Genomic DNA, 19,121 nt, shown 5'->3' on the forward strand with positions numbered 1-19,121 from the left:
ATCAGAATGATAACTCCATCATTCCAGCGCACTCCTCCGAAAAAATTGTCCTATCGAAATGGACTATTGCATACAACAATTATATAATAGCAATTGCTATTATATCTCTTGTATATATTATAAATTTAATAGATTTTAATTATTTAATACTATTCAAGTATTTTTTTAACAATATGTGTTTTACCGTTTGTGTAGCGTAATATTAACTTTACTTGGGTAAATACTAGCAAGCGTTGGGTCGTTATTACCTTGATCATCGTAAGCAAAGCCGTAAGCCAAGCCAATAGAAGAGCCAGGAGCAGTAATACTTACACCGGCATTGTGCAAAAATCCTGCATAAAAATTAGACCAATTACTTCCAGTATTTGCTACTGGGTAAAAGGTTGTATTGTCATCCCATGCAGCAGAGACATCGCTACCTGCGGCAACTGCATTAGCAATACCGCGGTTAAAAGCAGATACAATGGTGTTTTCTATATCTAGTAAGATTTGAGCACTCGCGTCTGTTCCAGTAAATTGTTTTGCATAGGCTTGAAAAGTGCCATCGGCAAAGGCGCCTAAATTTCCAAATACCATTCTACCAGCAGAGGCTTGTGCAATCCATGGTGGAGCACTTGGTTTTGTTGTTGAGGTAGTACTTTTAATTGGAAACCCTGTTGGGTAATTACCAGCTCCAAAATACGGCGCATATATTTGGTACACTTGTCCTCCAGAAACAGGTGTAGTATTTGTAGCTGAGGTAATTTGTGTTAATTGTAATACTGTATAGTTGTCTGGTACTGCAAATGTATAATCTGCAGGATTACCTTGTGCAGTAGTCGCAGGATTTAGTGTAACGGTTGTGCCAGTGCTGTCTACTTTTACTTTACTAATTGTTGTTGCAGCTGTTATACCTGTGCCTGTAACTTGCATTCCCGCTTGCAAACACGTTTTTGTGGTAGATGGTATTATAATAGAAGTTCCTGTACATGTACCGTTATAAGCATAAGGAGCAGGAGCATAACCTATAATGGTTTTACCACTAAAATAAAATCCATTGCGTTTAAGAATAAATGTTTTTTTACCTGTAGTATACTTATTAAAAAAGGTGGTTAATGCAGTATCAAAAAAGCTATCTAGAGCTGGTAATGTCGTGCCTCCAGGTGGATTTGTAATAGCATCGGCAGGATTAAGTATTCTTGTGTTCATGGCCAAAGCATTGAATGCAGTATTGGCTTTAGTACTAGTAGCTGTAGGAATTTGTGTATTAATATATGTCGCGTAATCTGTTTTAAGAGTAGCATAAGAAGTCGTGATTCCTACACCATCTGTATTAATTGCGTCTGCTGGAACAGTTTGCATTTTAAAAGGAATACCAACTTGATCAACTTGGGTTGTGTTTATAAATAAAACACCATCATTAGGTGCGTTTCTTTGAGTGAATTCTACAAAATCGTATATCGTTTTATCATTTGGATCATTTGCATTAGAGCAAGCTGGAAAAGCGGGTGCGCCACTTAAAATATCTATTACTGGTGGCGTGCCAATACTAAAAATAATACGGCAAGCAGTAAAGCGACCAAATGGTGAATTTGGTATAATTAAATTTGTCTTTGAGCTAAGAGCAGAATTTGCTTTAAATAGTTTAAATGTAGGTACTTTTTTTTCTGTAGTGATCTCTGTATATGTTAATGCTTGGCCAGCTGTGGGTTGCGTTAGGTAGCCATTAGTTAAATTCCCAGAAGCATCATAACGTTCTCCTGCGATTGCTACATATATCTCGTCTGTACTTGTAGTATTATTAGTAAAGCTAAATGTAATAGGACTATTAGCAGTCGATTTTACAGCTGTACCAATAGTAAATGTTCCAGCTTTTTTGCAAGTAGCTCCTGTGAAAGCAGTACTTGTTAAACCAGTATAGCTTACAACTTCTATAGAACCGTTAGACATTGGCATTAGTAAATAACCAGGTTTACTTGCTGTGGCTTTAGCAAAACCTACAGTTGTAGAGACTGCTTTTAACGTAAATGAAGTATTGGCTTTTACAGTTATAGTTTCGCTTGTAATTGTTGCGCCTTCTGTAGGCACAGACGATTCAATCACGATGGTTTCTGCAGGCACAGTAATTGTAAATGGATCTTGACCAGGAGTAACACCAAAAGCCTCAACTAATACACAATCTTTAAAAACACCTTGTTGGGTTGCGGTAGGTAAGGTACTTGTCGTTTTATCGTAACTAAAAATACCATTTCCTCCAGCTCCCAAAATGCATATGTATCCTGTACCTATAAAGGTAGGCCCTTTTTCTATAGTAAAAGAAGTTGTTGTAAAGCTTGCGCTAGACCCTTTTAAAGTTTTTCCTTGTGCTGCGACATTAACAGTCATATTTCCTTTTAAAATAGTAGTGCCTTTTCCTGCCATTTGTGCTAATACATTGAACGTGTCATTTTTGATATTAGCATAGGAGATTAAAGCGAAATTGTCTTTGGTATCATTAAGAAGAAGATATCCAGGTTGATTTGTAAAAGGCTTAGTTGAAGATACCGAAAGGCCATTAGTGCCAGATATAACAGAGGTTAGCGATTGTCCAACCGATGGGGAAATAATATTGGTAGTTGTTGTTTTTGGTGTTGCCATGTTTTATGTTTTTTTGAATTGAGGATATAGTACGCTTGATATTAAACCGTTTTATATAAGCGCTTAAGCGAAACTACTTGTTTTTCTTACAAATTAAATGCGTAGAACTACGTGTTTTTGAGCTGTAAAATGCTCTGTTATTAGAATAAAAGCATAAAAAAAACACTTCTTTTTTGGAAGTATCTAGATTAAATTGGTCTATACTTTACATTTAAAAACAGAGATATGTAAAATTAGCGATGTTAAGTATAACTAGTATAAAGGTTATAATCGTTAATCTATCTGGGAATTTAAAAAAGAGGACCAAAGCAATAAGTAGTAACAATGGGAAAATTAATCCTGAATAGATACGAAGAGAGTACGTTTCTTTTTGTTGCGTTTTTGTAATTTTAGCACTATTTACTTCATTAAATATTGGAGAAATGGCGAGTTGTAAAGCAGTATTATCTTCTACAGCGTCTTGAAATGCTTCTGTTACTAAAAAATTATAGTTTTCTGTTATAACCCTATGCGAAGTATGCGAATTACCACCTGCATTATAATAACGTTCAAGCTTTGCTTTGGTATCTATAGTTAATTCTTCTATGGTTTGTCCTGTAAAGCTAAAATCTATAATTATAATAATAGCTAATATTGCAGACAGTCCTAAAATTATGTTTTGTAGTCTTTTCATGATAAAAGATAGGTAGCTTTTCTATTGCGTTTGTTACAAAATAATAGTTTAGTTTATGTAATAAAAAAACCACCTTGTACAAACAAAGTGGTTTAGTTGTTATAACGTTTATAATATACGTTATTTTATCATTTCGTAGCTACGCTTAATAAAATCACTCAATTCTTTTCCTTTTAAAAGACCTTGAGATAAACGTGCTAAGTCTAAACTTTGGTTAATTAAGCGCTCTTGCTTTTTCTTAGTTTTTGTACTTAAAATCTCGCCAACTAATTCAGAGTTTGTATTAACAATTAGGTTGTACATCTCTGGCATATTACCAAACATATTCATACCGCCGCCGCCTGTTGCTTGCATCTCTTTCATACGACGCATAAATTCTGGCTGCGTAATCATAAATGGTGTTGCATCACTTTCTTGAGGTTCTAATTGTACTGTGAATTTTTCTGAAGGAATAACTTCTTTTAATAACTCATCTAATACTTTAGTTTGGTCTTCATCTAATTTAGAAATAGCCTTATCGTCTTTGTTTATTAATTTATCGATAGCATCTCCATCTACACGAGTAAACGTAATATTTTCTTTTGTGCTTTCTAATTTCTGCATTAAATGAGAAATAATAGGCGAGTCTAATAACAATACCTCATAACCTTTAGCTTTAGCAGCTTCAATGTAAGTATGTTGCTCGTCTATATTACTAGCATACAAAATCACCATTTTACCATCTTTGTCAGTCTGGTTTGCTTTAATAGCGTTTTCTAATTCTTCGTATGTATAGTATTTATTATCTACAGTTGGGTATAATGCAAAGGCATCTGCTTTTTCGAAGAATTTATCTTCAGACAACATACCATATTCGATAACAATTTTAATATCGTTCCATTTAGCTTCAAAATCTTCACGGCTATTATTAAATAACGATTTTAATTTATCTGCAACCTTACGTGTAATGTAAGAAGAGATCTTTTTTACAGCACCATCGGCTTGTAAATAAGAACGCGATACGTTTAATGGAATGTCTGGAGAATCGATAACACCACGAAGCATTGTTAAAAATTCTGGTACAATACCTTCAACATTATCTGTTACAAATACTTGGTTTTGGTATAATTGGATCTTATCCTTTTGCATGCTCATATCTTGAGTCATCTTAGGGAAATATAAGATTCCTGTTAAGTTAAATGGATAATCTACATTTAAATGTATATTAAATAAAGGCTCTTCAAATTGAGCAGGATATAACTCTCTGTAAAAACTTTTATAGTTTTCATCTTCTAATTCTGTTGGTTGTTTTGTCCAAGCTGGATTAGGATTATTGATAATGTTATCTACAGTAATTTTCTTTTGCGGCTCAGTTGTTTCTTTACCTTCAGCATCCTTTGTTGTTTCTGGAGTATGGTCTGGATCGTTAACCTCTTTGGTTCCAAATTTAATTGGAATAGGCATAAACTTGTTATACTTAGATAATAAGCTACCAATACGAGATTCTTCTAAAAACTCAGTTGAGTCTTCAGCAATATGAAGAATTATTTCTGTTCCTCTGTCTGTTTTATCATGAGCTTCTAAAGTAAATTCTGGAGAACCATCACAAGTCCAGTGTGCAGCTTCTGTTCCTTCTTTATGAGATTTAGTAATAATCTCTACTTTTTCTGCTACCATAAATGCAGAATAGAAACCAAGACCAAAATGTCCAATAATTCCAGAGTCTTTAGCTGAATCTTTATACTGATCTAAAAATTCTTCAGCTCCAGAGAACGCTACTTGGTTGATGTATTTTTCAACTTCTTCAGCAGTCATCCCTAAACCTTGATCTATAATATGAAGTTTTTTGCCTTCTTTATCAATTTTAACTTCAATAACTGGATTTCCGTATTCAGATTTACTTTCACCAATACTTGTTAAATGCTTAAGTTTTAAAGTTGCATCTGTACCGTTACTAATTAACTCACGTAAAAAGATTTCGTGATCACTGTACAAGAATTTTTTAATTAATGGGAAAATGTTTTCTACTGAAACATTAATATTTCCTTTTGCCATAATTGAAATAGTTTTATTTGTTCTTTTCCGGTTAAACGAAAAAGGTTTGTTTATTTTCTGACATGCATAAGTCAAAAAAAATACCATTTCTACTTTTTTGACAACTTGGCATAAAAAAAGTCATTCTTACCTAAGAATGACTTTTTTAACTTAAAACTATTGTTTTTTATTTTTTAATAGACTCTTTTTTATTTATAGTTGATGCGTCATTCTTTAAGTGCTTTTCTAGCCATTGGTCTTGTTCCCACAGCATGTGTAATACAGATTCTTTAGCTCTGTATCCATGACTCTCTTTGGGTAGCATCACTAAGCGTACTGGAGCACCAAGACCTTTAAGCGCATTAAAATAACGTTCACTTTGTAGTGGATATGTACCAGAGTTATTATCTGCTTCTCCATGAATTAATAATAAAGGGGTTTTCATGGTGTCTGCGTGCATAAATGGTGACATGTTATAGTATATCTCTGGAGCTTCCCAGTAATTACGTTCTTCACTTTGAAACCCGAAAGGTGTTAATGTTCTATTATAGGCTCCACTTCTTGCAATTCCGGCAGCAAATAAATTAGAATGCGATAATAAATTAGCAGTCATGAACGCACCATAAGAATGCCCACCAACAGCTACTTTTTCTCTATTTATATAGCCTAAATTATCTACAGCATCAATAGCAGCTTTTGCATTAGAAACCAATTGCTTAATAAATGTATCATTTGGTTCTTCTTCTCCTTCACCAACTATAGGGAAAGAAGCATCATCTAATACAACATAACCTTTAGTTACCCAATAAATTGGAGAACCATACCATGGATAGGTGAATTCATTTGAGCTTTTAGTATTTTGTCCAGCACTGCCTTTGTCTTTAAATTCTTCTGGATAAGCCCACATTATCATTGGATATTTTTTTCCTTCTTGGTAGTTAGTTGGTAAATACAAAGTTCCAGATAGTTCTAATCCATCATCACGTTTGTATTTTATAACTTCTTTATGTACATTTTGAATACTGTTAAAAGGGTTTTTAAATTGAGTTAATGGTATTGGTGCTATTTTCTTTTTTATATTCCTTATGTAGTAATTTGGATACTCGTTTTTAGATTCAATTCTAACCAGTATTTCTCCTTTATTCATATCGATAGCAGAAGAAATATCTTCAATCTTATCTGTTAATTTAGATTGATATAAACGTTCAGTCTTTTTTGTTTTTAAATTCATCTCATCTATAAAAGGAAATTTTCCTTTTTCACTATAACCATCTCCTCTTAAATAAGCATTATCTCCAACTAGATCTAATGTATAGCGCCCAAATTGATTACGCTTTGTAACAAAAGCACCGGGATCGCTATAACGATCTTGATAGTTTCTATCATAAATCATTATAGGTTTAGAGGCATTATTAGATGGATTAAAGACATAAGATTTTGTATTTCTTGTATTCCACCAATAATCATGAGCAATAGCAGTATTATCATTTCCCCATTCTACATCGTAAAAACGCCCAATAGTTTTTATTAAGGGTTTGCCATTGCCTACAAAAGGTGCTTTTAACTCAAATACTTGATCCCTAAAATCGACTTCTTTTTCAGGGTCTCCAGCATCTAAAGCTTCAGCCCAAACCAAGGTTGCTGGTTTATCATCTCTCCAAGTAAGATTTCTTTTTCCTTGTCTTACAGCCATAAAACCTTTAGGTAAATCTTCAATTAAAGGCACTTCTAAAGCAGTTGTAATTAAGTTTGCTTTAGTATTATAAATATTCGTTTTAGAAGGGAATCTAAAATAAGGTACTAAATAAGAAAAAGGTTTTTCTATAGTTGTTACCATGATATAATTTCCGTCTGGTGAAAAAGAAATACTTCTATACATATCACTTTTCATCCACAAACTTGTTTTACCGTTTAAATCTACTTTTTGCAATTCAGACAAAACTAATTGTTCAAAATTATGCTCATCAGTTTTGTTTTTTAATAGATCTTGATAAGTTCTGTTTTGAGCTTTTTTTCCTACTTCACTAATAGAAATTGTTGGACCAGTTGGAACAGCAGTTTTGGTATCTATAAGCGCTTTTTTGTTTTTTAATAACGTTTTAATCAATAATGACTTACTGTCTTTAAACCATGAAAATGGTCTTCCGGTATTTGCATTAAGATTGGCTTGTGTTATTTTTTTTGCAGATTTTAAAGCAATATCAAGTATCCAAAGTTCTACACCATTATTTACAGTATTTGTAAAGGCCATCATTTTTTGATTTGGAGACCAAGAGAAGTTTGCATAACGCCCATTATTTGGTAATCCATTTATAGTAGTTTCGTTACTATTTCTTCCTAAACGAACTTTTATATCATTAAAATAGGTTTGTCTACTGTTTATATTTGTTTTTGGGTTTATTCTTAAACCTCCTAATCGCATTTCTTTTTCAGAAAGCGTTTCTATGCTTTTAAAGTTACTTCTATAAAGAAAAACAATGTTTTCTCCTTGATCATCCATTCTAATATTAGGAGCTAAAGGTGCTTCAGCTAATTCTAGAATTTCCTTTGTTGGTTTTTGATAGGTTACATTTTCTTGAGCATATGTTAGAGTGCTCAAAAACAATGTAATTAAAAAGATTATTTTTTTCATTTTTTGATTGTATTTGAAGTGGTTTTAGTAAATCTAATTAATTGATACTATTACTAATATTAAAAGAATGTTAAAGATTTGTGATAATCGAAGTATTATGCGTGCATAATTATTGAAAAGGATTCATTTATTCTTTATAGTTGAAAGCATTAAATTGCATGACTAAATTATTTATATGTACAATTCGAAAATAATAGGACTTGGCAAGTATGTGCCAGAAAATGTAGTGACAAATGACGATTTGAAGCAGTGGATGGATACTAATGATGAGTGGATTCAAGAACGTACTGGTATTAAAGAACGTCGTTGGATTGATACAGAAACTAGTGATGATACTACATCATCAATGGGAGTGAAAGCAGCAAAAATAGCAATGGAACGTGCTGGAGTAACTAAAGATGAAATTGATTTTATCATTTTTGCAACTTTAAGCCCAGATATGTATTTTCCTGGTGGTGGCGTTCGTGTTCAAGATATGTTAGACATGCCAACTGTTGGTGCTTTAGATATACGTAACCAATGTTCTGGTTTTATCTATGCAGTGTCTGTTGCAGATCAATTTATAAAAACTGGAATGTATAAAAACATTTTGGTTATTGGAAGTGAAAACCATTCTGGTGGTTTAGAACGCTCTACACGCGGTCGCGGTGTTACTGTTATTTTTGGCGATGGAGCAGGAGCAGCAGTAATGACAAGGGAAGAGGATAATAGCAAAGGTATTTTATCTACGCATTTACATAGTGAAGGTAAGCATGCTGGAGAACTGGCTTTAGAAGGCCCAAGTACTGGTCGTTGGGTTGATGCTATTATGGAAGAAAATGATCCTGAAGATGTGTCTTACTATCCTCACATGAATGGGCAATTTGTATTTAAACACGCTGTAGTTAGATTTAGCGAAGCTATTATTGAAGGTTTAACAGCTAATAATTTGCAAAAGGAAGATATAGATATGCTAATTCCGCATCAAGCCAATTTACGTATCTCTCAATTTATACAGAAGAAGTTTGGATTAAGTAATGATCAAGTCTATAATAACATAATGCGTTATGGAAATACAACTGCTGCATCTATACCTATTGCTTTAACTGAGGCCTGGGAAGAAGGAAAAATAAAAGAAGGAGATAATGTTGTCTTAGCTGCTTTTGGTAGTGGTTTTACTTGGGGAAGTGTTATTATTAAATGGTAATAATTTATCTCAAGAGATTGATTGTGTTTCTTGGAATTATGATTAAAAATAGTTATACTTAATTTCATTAATTTTTAATACATATATCAATGATAAAAAATAATTTCCTTACTAATGTTTCAAAAAAAACAGTATTGATTTTTGTTTCTTTATGGGCAATAGGTTCTTGTTTATCGATTTTAGCAATGACTAATCTTTTTACTGAGTCTATTCTTCAAAATAAATATAGTACGATGCTTTTACTATTAGGACTTTCCACAGCCGCAGTTGCTAAGCTAGTTTCTAATTATTTTAGTAATAGGAAATAATACATTGAGTATCCTTTTATAAAATAGAAAGCCTGAAACTTTAGTTTCAGGCTTTCTTGCTATTAATCATATAAACTTAACGTGTTTACGAACGTTTTAATGGAAGACTAATTCAAATTAATGTATTCGTATACTTATGTTGTGTTTCTTATAAGACGAAAGAAAACTGTTTTTATTACACTGATTTTCAGTATTTAACATAATTTAACGTTGACATAAAAATATGTTAACATTCAATAACATTTGTTAGTTGTGGTTATATAAAAGCAAAAACCCAAAACTTATAAAGTTCTGGGTTTTCTTGTTTAATAACCTAACATTAACACTAACCATCAACTATTACGTAGGTTATTAACACTAATTAGTACTGTTGTAATTTTTATATAAATCCGCCTCCAGATTTTTCATCATTATCTCTAGATTTTCTTGATTTTGCACGATATTTTCCACCTCCAAATCTATAATTCAAGCCTAAGAAAATATTTTGATTTTCCCATCTAAAAGCTCCAGTTTGTCTAAATGGGTTTTGTCCTTCAAATCCAAATTGCATTGTATTGAAAACGTCACTATAATTTAAACTTAAAGATCCTTTTCCTTTAGCGAAACTTTTTCTAGCCCCAACATTTACAAAATACATTGGGTTGGTTTCAAACTGAATGCCTTTATTTTTAGCACGATACATTGCAAATAATGAAAATGATAATGTCTTGTTTACTTTGAAATTATTAAAGGCTCTAAAATTCCATGCTACGTTATCTACTTCTACTTCACTTCTTATAATATCATTAACTGTAGCATCTTCTAATGGTACATCTATACGTTCTGTAATACCAGTTTGCGTTTGCGAAAATAAATCGAAACTAGCATTAATACTCCACCATTTTGTTGGCCTGTAATTACTTGATAATTCTATACCATATGCAGATGTATTATCGAAATTATCATTTGTAAGAATTAAACGGCTTAAATCGGTTTGATCTACAAATACGGCTGTATTAATTTCGTCTTCAATAATTCTATAAAAAACACCGGCAGTAATACTTCCACTTTTTAATTGACGTGTATAATTAACTTCTGCAGAGTTTGTGAATTGAGGTAATAAGTTTGGATTACCAAATTGAGAAATTAAAGGCGTGCTCCACTCTCTAATTGGATTTACTTGTCCAATACCTGGTCTATCTATTCTTCTACTATAACTAAATTGGTATGAATTTTTCTCTGAAGGATTATAGGTTAAAAATAATGAAGGATATACTTGAAAGTAATCATTTTCAAATGGTTGCGGCGTTGTAACATTTGTAGCTACTTCAGTTTCTAAAGCATTTGCTTCGACAGTTACAGTTTCTGCACGTAAGCCTAATTGATAAGTGAATTTTTCTAATTTTTTACCATAAGTGGCATAAGCAGAAAAAATATTTCTTTCATAATCAAAATTTGTAGTTGGTATTTGTCTTATCATACCAGCTTCATTAAAGCTTAACCCAGTAGAAGAGAAATCAATATTAGTATCAAATAATCTAGCTTGTAATCCTAATTCTAATTTTGTCTCATCGTTTAATGGATTAACATAATCTAAATTAACTGTTGTCCTGTTTCTTTCTGTATTAACTATATCTTCACGAGTAGGACTTAAAATTCCGGCGCCAGAGCTAAAAAAGTTTGCGTCTTCATCTTGAGCAAAGTCATTATAGTCGACTTCTAATTCAATATTATGCCCATCTTTAGCAAAATCTAATTTATAATTAAAATTGTATTGTCCAGAATTATTGTCATTCTCGTTAAAAAAAGTTTGTGATTGATTAAACTCACTAGCATCATAAAATAATACATCAGTATCATTATTAGATTTAGAATCAAATGTGTTTTGATTAGTAAAGAAAGAAATAGTATTCTTATCGTTTAGATAATAATCTATACCAACTTTAAATAAGTGGTTTTTAGTGTTAGATAAGCCACTAAATAACTGTTCAGAATTATCGTCTACTCTAAAAATGTTTCCTCTATTAGCATTTCTTGCAATATTATTACCATAGTTACCGTAAATATTAAATTTACCGTTTCTGTAATTTAAGTCTATTGAAGAATTGAACTTTGCATTAATATCGTAATTCAAACCTAGGTTTATACTACCATTAAATCCAATTTTAGCGTTCTTTTTCAAGATGATATTTATTATACCACTCATACCTTCAGGGTTATATTTAGCCGAAGGATTTGTAATTAATTCAATACTTTTTATAGACGTAGAAGGGATTTGTTTTAATAATTGAGCAGCAGGAATGTTAGATAGCTTTCCGTCTACCATTACTCTTACGTTTTGATTACCTCTTAAGCTAATATTACCAGTTTGTTGATCTACACTTACACTTGGTAAGTTGTTCATGATATCACTAGCTGTGGGACCAGTCGTTGTTAAATCTTTACCAACAGTAATAACTTTTCTATCTACTTTTTGTTTAATAGTAGTGACTTCAGCAGTAATTTCTACTTCTCCTAAACTTGTTGCAGATTCAAATATTTTTACATTACCAAAGTCAATTCTATTATTTTCTTTATCAATTGTAATTTCTCTGCTAACAGTTTTATAGCCTAAATACTCTATGCTTACTTTGCTTTTGCCTTCAGGAATATCATTCATATAAAAAGTACCATTATCTTTAGTAATGCTACCAGTAATAATTTCGTTTTTTAAATTTCTTACCACTATATTCACATATGGTAAGGGTTCATTAAGTGTGCCGTCTAAAATAGTTCCTGTAATAATTCCAGATTTAAAGGCTGGTGCTTTTGTTACAGAAGTTTGTGCTTGTAATGAGAAGGAAAACATTAACAAGCAAATAATCATTAATTTTTTCATTAGGTTGATTTTTGATTGATTGATTGATTTTAATTGGTTTTAAGCATTGTGTTATATTAAAGACGCTTAATTTTATATTGTGTTACTATATTTAACAATCGTTAACACGTTTTTAACATTTGTAAAAAAAATAGATGAGTTTAAATAAGAAAACATTAGTAATTGGAGCATCAATAAAACCAGAGCGATACTCTAATATGGCTATTAGGAAGTTAGTAAATTATAAACATGATACTGTTGCTTTTGGAATGCGTAAAGGTGAAGAATATGGTGTTATAATAGATACAGAATTAAAACCATATAAAAATATAGATACTGTAACTCTGTATTTAAATCCTACAAGGCAGAAATCATATTATAATTATATTATTTCCTTAAAACCTAAACGTGTTATTTTTAATCCAGGAACAGAAAATCCTGAATTTTATAACCTTTTAAATGAAAATAAAATAGATTATGAAATAGCATGTACCTTAGTTTTGCTATCTACGAATCAGTACTAATAGTATTCTTCTTTGAGATAAATAATAACCCTAGAAATGTTATTAAACCATTAACTATTAATATTTCAAATCCAAATTTATAGCCGTTAAACAAAGTTTCAGAATACATATTCATTAGATATGATAATAATGGCGCAACAAGTGCAATAATCCAAACATATCTGTCTTTAATGTGTTTTTTAGTTAAAATACCAAAGGCAAATAAACCTAGTAATGGACCATAAGTATATCCGGCAGCTTTAAATAGTTCCCATATTACTGAGACGTCTGTAAAAATAGTATCAAACAAAACAATAACAATTACTAAAATAAAACTGAATAAAACATGTACACGTTTACGTAATTTCTTTTGTTCTTCTTGAGGTTTTTTGTCTAACTCTATAATGTCAATACAAAAAGATGTTGTTAAAGAAGTTAAAGCAGAATCTGCACTAGAATAAGCTGCTGCAATTAGACCTAAAAGAAAAAAGGCAGAAGTTGCTATTCCAATTTGCGGTAACATTGCTATCGCTGGGAATAAGTCATCTTTCTTAGCTGTAATACCATTTTGAGTAGCATATTGTGTAAGCATTAATCCTAATGCTAAGAATAAAATGTTTACAAAAACAAGTACAACAGCAAACGAAATCATATTCTTTTGAGCTTCTTTGATATTTCGGCAGGTTAAGTTTTTTTGCATCATATCTTGATCTAAACCTGTCATTGTAATGGTAATAAAAATACCAGCTAAAAAGCTTTTCCAGAAGTATTGAGGATTGTTACCATCTCCAAAAAAGAAAACTTTACTTAAATCACTAGTCTTAACATTAGCATATATTTCAGAAATACTATTTAAATCTAAAGCAGATGCTAAAAATGAAATAGTTACTATAACCGAAATAAGCATGAATAGCGTTTGTAAAGTGTCTGTAAAAATTATTGTTTTAATACCACCTTTAAAAGTATATAGCCAGATTAAAGCAATAGTAATTATTACAGTTATAGGAAATGGAATGTTAAATTGATCAAAAACTAATAGTTGTAAAACTTTAGCAACTAAAAATAAACGAAAAGCAGCACCAACAGTTCTAGAGATAAGAAAAGCGACAGAGCCCGTTTTATAGCTAATAGTTCCAAAACGATCTCTTAAATAGGTGTAAATCGAAGTTAGATTTAAGCGATAATATAATGGCAATAAGACGTAGGCAATTATTAAATATCCTATAAAATAGCCAAGTACAACTTGAAAATACCCAAACTGTTTTGTTTCAACAGCACCAGGAACAGAAATAAAAGTTACACCAGATAGAGAGGCTCCAATCATACCAAAGGCTACTAAATACCATGGCGCAGATTTATTTGCTTTAAAAAAAGCGGCATTGGTATCTTCTTTTCCAGTGAAATAAGAAATAAGAATTAGGACTCCAAAATAAGCTGCAATAAGTAAAATTATTTGTGTTGCTGTCATGTTAATCGTTTTGTGATGTCCAAAATACGAATTACTTTAAAAGAAGGATAAACAAGTTGATAATAAATATTAAATTCGCAGCTATGGAATTCTCTTCAAAACTTCTAGAAAATGCAGTAAATGAAATTTCGCAATTACCAGGTATAGGTAAGCGAACAGCTTTACGTTTAGCTTTGCATTTATTGAAACAACCAAAAGAGCATACAAGTAATTTATCTCAAGCAATTACTAGTATGAGAGAGGATTTGAAATTTTGTAAATCTTGCCACAATATTAGTGATGTAGAATTATGCGAAATATGTTCTAATCCGTTAAGAAAAGTTGATGTTATTTGCGTTGTTGAAGATATTCGTGATGTAATGGCTATAGAGAATACAGCGTCACATAAAGGGTTATATCATGTGCTTGGTGGAAAAATAAACCCAATTGAAGGTATAGGTCCACATGATTTAAATATTACTAGTTTAGTAAATAAGGTGAAAGCAGGAAATGTTAAAGAACTTATTTTTGCATTAAGCCCAACAATGGAAGGAGACACAACAAACTTTTATATTTTTAAACAATTACAAGGCTTAGATGTTGAAACGTCTACTATTGCTCGTGGAATTGCCGTTGGAGATGAGTTAGAATACGCAGATGAAATTACCTTAGGGCGTAGTATCTTAAATCGCATTCCTTTTGAAACCTCATTAAAACAATAATTGCATTTGCAACTTTCAGTTATCATACTCAATTATAATGTGCGCAATTTTTTAGAGTTGTGTTTGCAAAGCGTTGAAGCTGCAGTTAAAGGTTTGGATGCAGAAATTATTGTAATAGACAACAATTCACAAGATGATAGTTGTGAAATGGTTAAAGAGAAATTTCCGAACATTAAGCTTATAGAAAATAAAAAGAATTTAGGATTTTCAAAAGGAAATAATATTGGAGTAACTCAGGCAAAAGGACAGTATTTATGTATATTAAATCCAGATACTGTTATTCCTGAATCTATTTTTAATAATCTTCATTATTTATCTACAATAATAAAAGATCACGGCATTTTTGGATGTAGATTAATTGATGGTAGAGGTACATATTTACCAGAAAGTAAGCGTAATGTTCCAACACCATTTATAGCAATTAAAAAAGCTTTAGGGTTTTCTAAAGAATATTATGCTAATCATTTAACCGAAAAGGCATCAGGTTATGTATCGGTTTTTGTTGGTGCTTTTATGTATTTAAAACGTAATAAATATAATGAAGTTAATGGCTTTGATGAAGACTATTTTATGTATGGAGAAGATATTGATTTGTCATACAAAATAGAACAATCTGATGTTAAAAACTACTATTATGGTAATAGCACTATTATTCATTATAAAGGAGAAAGTACTTTAAAAGATAAAGTGTATGCCAAACGCTTTTATGGTGCTATGCAAATTTTTTATAAAAAGCATTTTTCTAGAAATATAATATTTGATCTTTTAGTTTACTTAGGAATTAAAAGTGCAAAGTTTTTAAAAAGTAACTCGTTAGAAGAGAAAAAAACTATTGAAAGCTATGTGTTAATTTCAAATAAGAATTATTTAAAGTTAGAACAGCAATTACAAAAACCTATAGAAGTACTTTTAGAGTATAAGGATATAAAGAAAAATACTGAAGTGATTTTAGATGCTAATTATCTTTCTTTTGAAACAATAATTAATATTATTTCAACTTCAGAAAAAAATAAAAATTTATCATTTAAAATCCTTCCAAAAAACGCTAATTTTATCATCGGAAGCAATTCGTCTAAAAGTAGAGGCGAAGTGGTAACCTTTTAAAAATCATTTTATTAAAAATTACGATTTCAAAATTATATTGAATAGTTAAATAAATAGGCTATTTTTTATTAATTTTGCAATCTCAAAATATAAAAAGACACTATTTTTATCAATATGGCAAGATTTGAACTAAAATTACCGAAAATGGGAGAAAGCGTTGCAGAAGCAACGATTACATCTTGGTTAAAAGAAGTTGGAGAGACTATTGAAGCAGATGAAGCAGTTTTGGAAATTGCTACAGACAAAGTAGATAGCGAAGTACCTAGTGAAGTTGATGGTGTTTTAGTTGAAATGCTATTTAATGTTGATGATGTTGTTCAAGTAGGACAAACAATTGCAGTTATAGAAACAGAAGGAGAAGGCAATACAGCTACCGAAGCTCCAAAAGAAGAAACTGTTGCAGTAGAAACACCAGCTGTTGCTGAGGTAGCACAAACTGTTGTTGCTGCAAAAGAAATTACTGCTCCAATTAGTTCTAATGGCGATCGTTTTTATTCTCCATTAGTTAAAAATATGGCAAAAGCTGAAGGTATTGCTCAGGCTGAGTTAGATACTGTTCCTGGTACTGGAAAAGATGGACGTGTTACTAAGGCAGATATGCAAAGCTATTTAAAGACTAGAGGATCTCAACCAGTACAAGCTGCGGCTCCAGTTGCTAAAACTATTTCAACTCCAGCAAAAGCAACACCTAAGAAAGAAGCTGCTCCTGTTGTTGCAAGTGGTGACGATGAGATTATAGAAATGACTAGAATGGGCAAATTAATTGCGCATCATATGGTAGAAAGTGTACAAACAAGTGCACATGTTCAAAGTTTTATAGAAGCAGATGTTACCAATATTTGGAACTGGAGAAAGAAAGTTAAAAGTGATTTCATGAAACGTGAAGGAGAGAATTTAACCTTTACTCCAATTTTTATGGAAGCTGTTGCTAAAGCGTTACGAGATTATCCTATGATGAATATCTCTCTTCAAGGTGATACTATCATTAAAAAGAAAAATATAAATCTTGGTATGGCTGCAGCTTTACCAGATGGAAACTTAATTGTACCAGTTATTAAAAATGCAGATCAGTTAAACCTTGTAGGGATGACTAAAGCTGTAAATGATTTAGCTGGACGTGCAAGAGATAATAAGTTAAAACCAGACGATATTCAAGGCGGAACATATACTGTTACAAATGTTGGTACATTTGGTAGTATTATGGGCACACCAATAATTAATCAACCGCAAGTAGGTATTTTAGCTTTAGGAGCTATACGAAAAGTACCAGCAGTTATAGAAACTCCAGATGGCGATTTTATTGGTATTCGTTACAAAATGTTTATGTCACATTCTTACGATCATCGTGTTGTAAATGGAGCACTTGGCGGACAGTTTGTAAAAGCAGTAAAAGATTATTTAGAAGCTTGGGATTCTAATCGCGAGATTTAATTATCTTATTTAAGACTATATTATAATTAATAAAAAAGCACAGTTTTAAAACTGTGCTTTTTTATTGAATCTACTCTTTGTAATAACCACTTATTGAATTCGTTTTGCTTCTTTATTAATTTTTTGAGACTCTTGTTGTATTATGTATTTATCAACTTCTCCTTTTTTATTTAATATAAAAGTGTAGGTAACTTCTGGAGAAAATCCATCAACAATAAATTTATTTTTTGAGACAGGTATAAGTTCTAATTTAAAATCGGGACTCATAGGTACGTAAAGTTTATCATTAAGAAATATTATTTCTTTTTCTTTTTTCTTTTCATTTAGATATTTTCCTGCATACAATTTTAATATTTTAGTGTCTAATACAATTGGTTTTTCAACATTTTGACTGTATAAAATTCTGCGAGTATTTTTTATTGGTATCTTAGTGTTAGAAGTCGAATTGTTTTGAAGAATTATTATAGTCTTATCATTATCTAAATCTCTTTCCATATAAGAAATATATCCAGCCCAACCACCTGAATGAGAAACTATTTTTCCATAAGTTTTTGTACTATCAATCATCCAACCAAAACCATAATCAGTTTCCGTATTATTTTTTGTTTTGTAGGATGAAAAAATTACTTTTCTATCTTCATCATTAATTAAGTTATTACCGTAAAGCGCTCTGTCCCATTTTAATAAATCTTGTAGATTAGAATTTACCATACCATCACCAAGTATGCCATCTAAATAGACAACGTAAAAATCTTTTCCTAGTTCATCTGGTAATATTTTTCTTTTCAGGCTATCAGAATAAATATAACCTTGAGCGTAATTTTTGATTTTTTTTGGTTGAAACCTTCTTCTATAAACAAAGGTATTAGTCATCTGTAATGGCTTAAAAATTTTTTCTTTTAAATAATTTTCAAAAGACTTATTGCTAACACGTTCTATTATAGTTGCTAATACCATGTATCCAGTATTACTGTAATCCCATTTATCATTGGGCTCAAAAAGAATTTTTGGCTTTACTTTTTCAAATACTTTAAGGATATCATCATTTGTAGCGATATTTAATTTATTCCAATTTAATTTAGCAAGTTTCATGTAATCTGGCAGTCCACCAGTATGGTTAAGTAAGTTTTTTATTGTAATTCCTGAGTAGTCTTTTAATTCTGGAACATATTTATTTATTTCATCATCATAAGATAGTTTTCCTTCTTTTTGTAGTAGAACAATACCCATAGCTGTAAATTGCTTTGAAACCGAAGCTAATTCGAATATGCTATTCTTGTTTAGTTTTTCTTTCGTGTCTTCATTCCTTAGTCCATAACTTTTTTCAAAAATGATATTTCCTTTTTCAGCTACAAGTATATTTCCATTAAAAGAACTTTTTTGATATAGCTCACTATAAAGTGTATCTAATTTGAGAGCTTTTTCGTTTTTAATAATTTTAGTTGTAGTGCTTTTGCTTTCTTTTTCACAGGAAATTAGTCCAATAATAATAATTAATGATAAGTATTTTTTCATATTAAAATAAATTTGTATTCTACAAACGTAGAATATATATATGTATTCTACAAGTGTAGAATTACTTTTTGTAAAAACTTAATACAATAATTCTATTATCTGCAGAAAGTGACTAAAGGACTAGGTAATTCTACT

At 31.0% G+C, this 19,121-nt stretch carries 12 protein-coding genes; 5 read left to right on the forward strand and 7 right to left on the reverse strand.

Annotation, left to right across the window (positions count from 1 at the left end):
- Positions 1 to 180: 180 nt before the first annotated feature.
- From Q0997_RS10215 to Q0997_RS10230, 4 genes are all read right to left on the reverse strand, one after another.
- Positions 181 to 2,616 carry a beta-1,3-glucanase family protein gene (locus tag Q0997_RS10215; RefSeq protein ID WP_299888361.1) on the reverse strand — a complete coding sequence of 812 codons (2,436 nt, stop codon included), beginning with the start codon at positions 2,614 to 2,616 and terminating at the stop codon, positions 181 to 183.
- Positions 2,617 to 2,827: 211 nt separating this feature from the next.
- Complete coding sequence (locus Q0997_RS10220) at positions 2,828 to 3,289, reverse strand: hypothetical protein (RefSeq protein ID WP_299888364.1); 462 nt, start codon at positions 3,287 to 3,289, stop codon at positions 2,828 to 2,830.
- 120 nt (positions 3,290 to 3,409) lie between these two features.
- Positions 3,410 to 5,323 carry a molecular chaperone HtpG gene (htpG, locus tag Q0997_RS10225; RefSeq protein WP_299888367.1) on the reverse strand — a complete coding sequence of 638 codons (1,914 nt, stop codon included), beginning with the start codon at positions 5,321 to 5,323 and terminating at the stop codon, positions 3,410 to 3,412.
- 166 nt (positions 5,324 to 5,489) lie between these two features.
- Positions 5,490 to 7,934, reverse strand: a complete 2,445-nt coding sequence (locus Q0997_RS10230) for a prolyl oligopeptidase family serine peptidase (RefSeq protein ID WP_299888370.1) — start codon at positions 7,932 to 7,934, stop codon at positions 5,490 to 5,492.
- 175 nt (positions 7,935 to 8,109) lie between these two features.
- Here Q0997_RS10230 and Q0997_RS10235 point away from each other — a divergent pair, with 175 nt between their 5' ends.
- Positions 8,110 to 9,120: a 3-oxoacyl-ACP synthase III family protein gene (locus tag Q0997_RS10235; protein WP_299888373.1), complete on the forward strand. Its 1,011-nt coding sequence runs from the start codon at positions 8,110 to 8,112 to the stop codon at positions 9,118 to 9,120.
- A gap of 687 nt (positions 9,121 to 9,807) precedes the next feature.
- On the opposite strand, the gene Q0997_RS10240 is transcribed toward Q0997_RS10235, so the two are convergent.
- A complete protein-coding gene (locus Q0997_RS10240; protein WP_299888375.1) occupies positions 9,808 to 12,285 on the reverse strand; it encodes a TonB-dependent receptor in 2,478 nt (825 codons plus the stop codon).
- 134 nt (positions 12,286 to 12,419) lie between these two features.
- Here Q0997_RS10240 and Q0997_RS10245 point away from each other — a divergent pair, with 134 nt between their 5' ends.
- On the forward strand, positions 12,420 to 12,788 hold the full coding sequence (locus tag Q0997_RS10245) for a CoA-binding protein (RefSeq protein ID WP_299888378.1): 369 nt from the start codon (positions 12,420 to 12,422) through the stop codon (positions 12,786 to 12,788).
- Here Q0997_RS10245 and Q0997_RS10250 read toward each other — a convergent pair.
- A complete protein-coding gene (locus Q0997_RS10250) occupies positions 12,772 to 14,235 on the reverse strand; it encodes a sodium:solute symporter (protein ID WP_299888381.1) in 1,464 nt (487 codons plus the stop codon). The two genes, Q0997_RS10245 and Q0997_RS10250, sit on opposite strands and share 17 nt — an antisense overlap.
- Before the next feature lie 83 nt (positions 14,236 to 14,318).
- Here Q0997_RS10250 and recR point away from each other — a divergent pair, with 83 nt between their 5' ends.
- The 3 genes from recR (at position 14,319) to Q0997_RS10265 (ending at position 17,471) form a co-directional block, all read left to right on the forward strand.
- On the forward strand, positions 14,319 to 14,936 hold the full coding sequence (gene recR / locus Q0997_RS10255; protein WP_299888383.1) for a recombination mediator RecR: 618 nt from the start codon (positions 14,319 to 14,321) through the stop codon (positions 14,934 to 14,936).
- Between the two features lie 6 nt (positions 14,937 to 14,942).
- The gene (locus tag Q0997_RS10260; RefSeq protein ID WP_299888386.1) at positions 14,943 to 16,040 is read left to right on the forward strand and encodes a glycosyltransferase family 2 protein; all 1,098 of its coding nucleotides are present in this window, start codon (positions 14,943 to 14,945) and stop codon (positions 16,038 to 16,040) included.
- Positions 16,041 to 16,154: 114 nt separating this feature from the next.
- Complete coding sequence (locus tag Q0997_RS10265) at positions 16,155 to 17,471, forward strand: dihydrolipoamide acetyltransferase family protein (RefSeq protein WP_299888388.1); 1,317 nt, start codon at positions 16,155 to 16,157, stop codon at positions 17,469 to 17,471.
- Positions 17,472 to 17,561: 90 nt separating this feature from the next.
- On the opposite strand, the gene Q0997_RS10270 is transcribed toward Q0997_RS10265, so the two are convergent.
- Positions 17,562 to 18,986, reverse strand: coding sequence for a serine hydrolase (locus Q0997_RS10270; RefSeq protein WP_299888393.1), 1,425 nt, complete (start codon positions 18,984 to 18,986; stop codon positions 17,562 to 17,564).
- Between the last annotated feature and the right edge of the window lie 135 nt (positions 18,987 to 19,121).

The organism is uncultured Lacinutrix sp. (genome assembly GCF_947500325.1).
In the GTDB taxonomy this organism is placed as follows: Bacteria; Bacteroidota; Bacteroidia; order Flavobacteriales; family Flavobacteriaceae; genus Lacinutrix.

Coding starts and splice junctions, on each gene's coding strand:
- Q0997_RS10235 (WP_299888373.1), top strand. CDS start 8,110: ATGTACAATTCGAAAATAATAGGACTTGGCAAGTATGTGCCAGAAAAT.
- htpG (WP_299888367.1), bottom strand. CDS start 5,323: ATGGCAAAAGGAAATATTAATGTTTCAGTAGAAAACATTTTCCCATTA.
- Q0997_RS10230 (WP_299888370.1), bottom strand. CDS start 7,934: ATGAAAAAAATAATCTTTTTAATTACATTGTTTTTGAGCACTCTAACA.
- Q0997_RS10270 (WP_299888393.1), bottom strand. CDS start 18,986: ATGAAAAAATACTTATCATTAATTATTATTATTGGACTAATTTCCTGT.
- Q0997_RS10240 (WP_299888375.1), bottom strand. CDS start 12,285: ATGAAAAAATTAATGATTATTTGCTTGTTAATGTTTTCCTTCTCATTA.
- Q0997_RS10220 (WP_299888364.1), bottom strand. CDS start 3,289: ATGAAAAGACTACAAAACATAATTTTAGGACTGTCTGCAATATTAGCT.
- Q0997_RS10215 (WP_299888361.1), bottom strand. CDS start 2,616: ATGGCAACACCAAAAACAACAACTACCAATATTATTTCCCCATCGGTT.
- Q0997_RS10245 (WP_299888378.1), top strand. CDS start 12,420: ATGAGTTTAAATAAGAAAACATTAGTAATTGGAGCATCAATAAAACCA.
- recR (WP_299888383.1), top strand. CDS start 14,319: ATGGAATTCTCTTCAAAACTTCTAGAAAATGCAGTAAATGAAATTTCG.
- Q0997_RS10250 (WP_299888381.1), bottom strand. CDS start 14,235: ATGACAGCAACACAAATAATTTTACTTATTGCAGCTTATTTTGGAGTC.
- Q0997_RS10265 (WP_299888388.1), top strand. CDS start 16,155: ATGGCAAGATTTGAACTAAAATTACCGAAAATGGGAGAAAGCGTTGCA.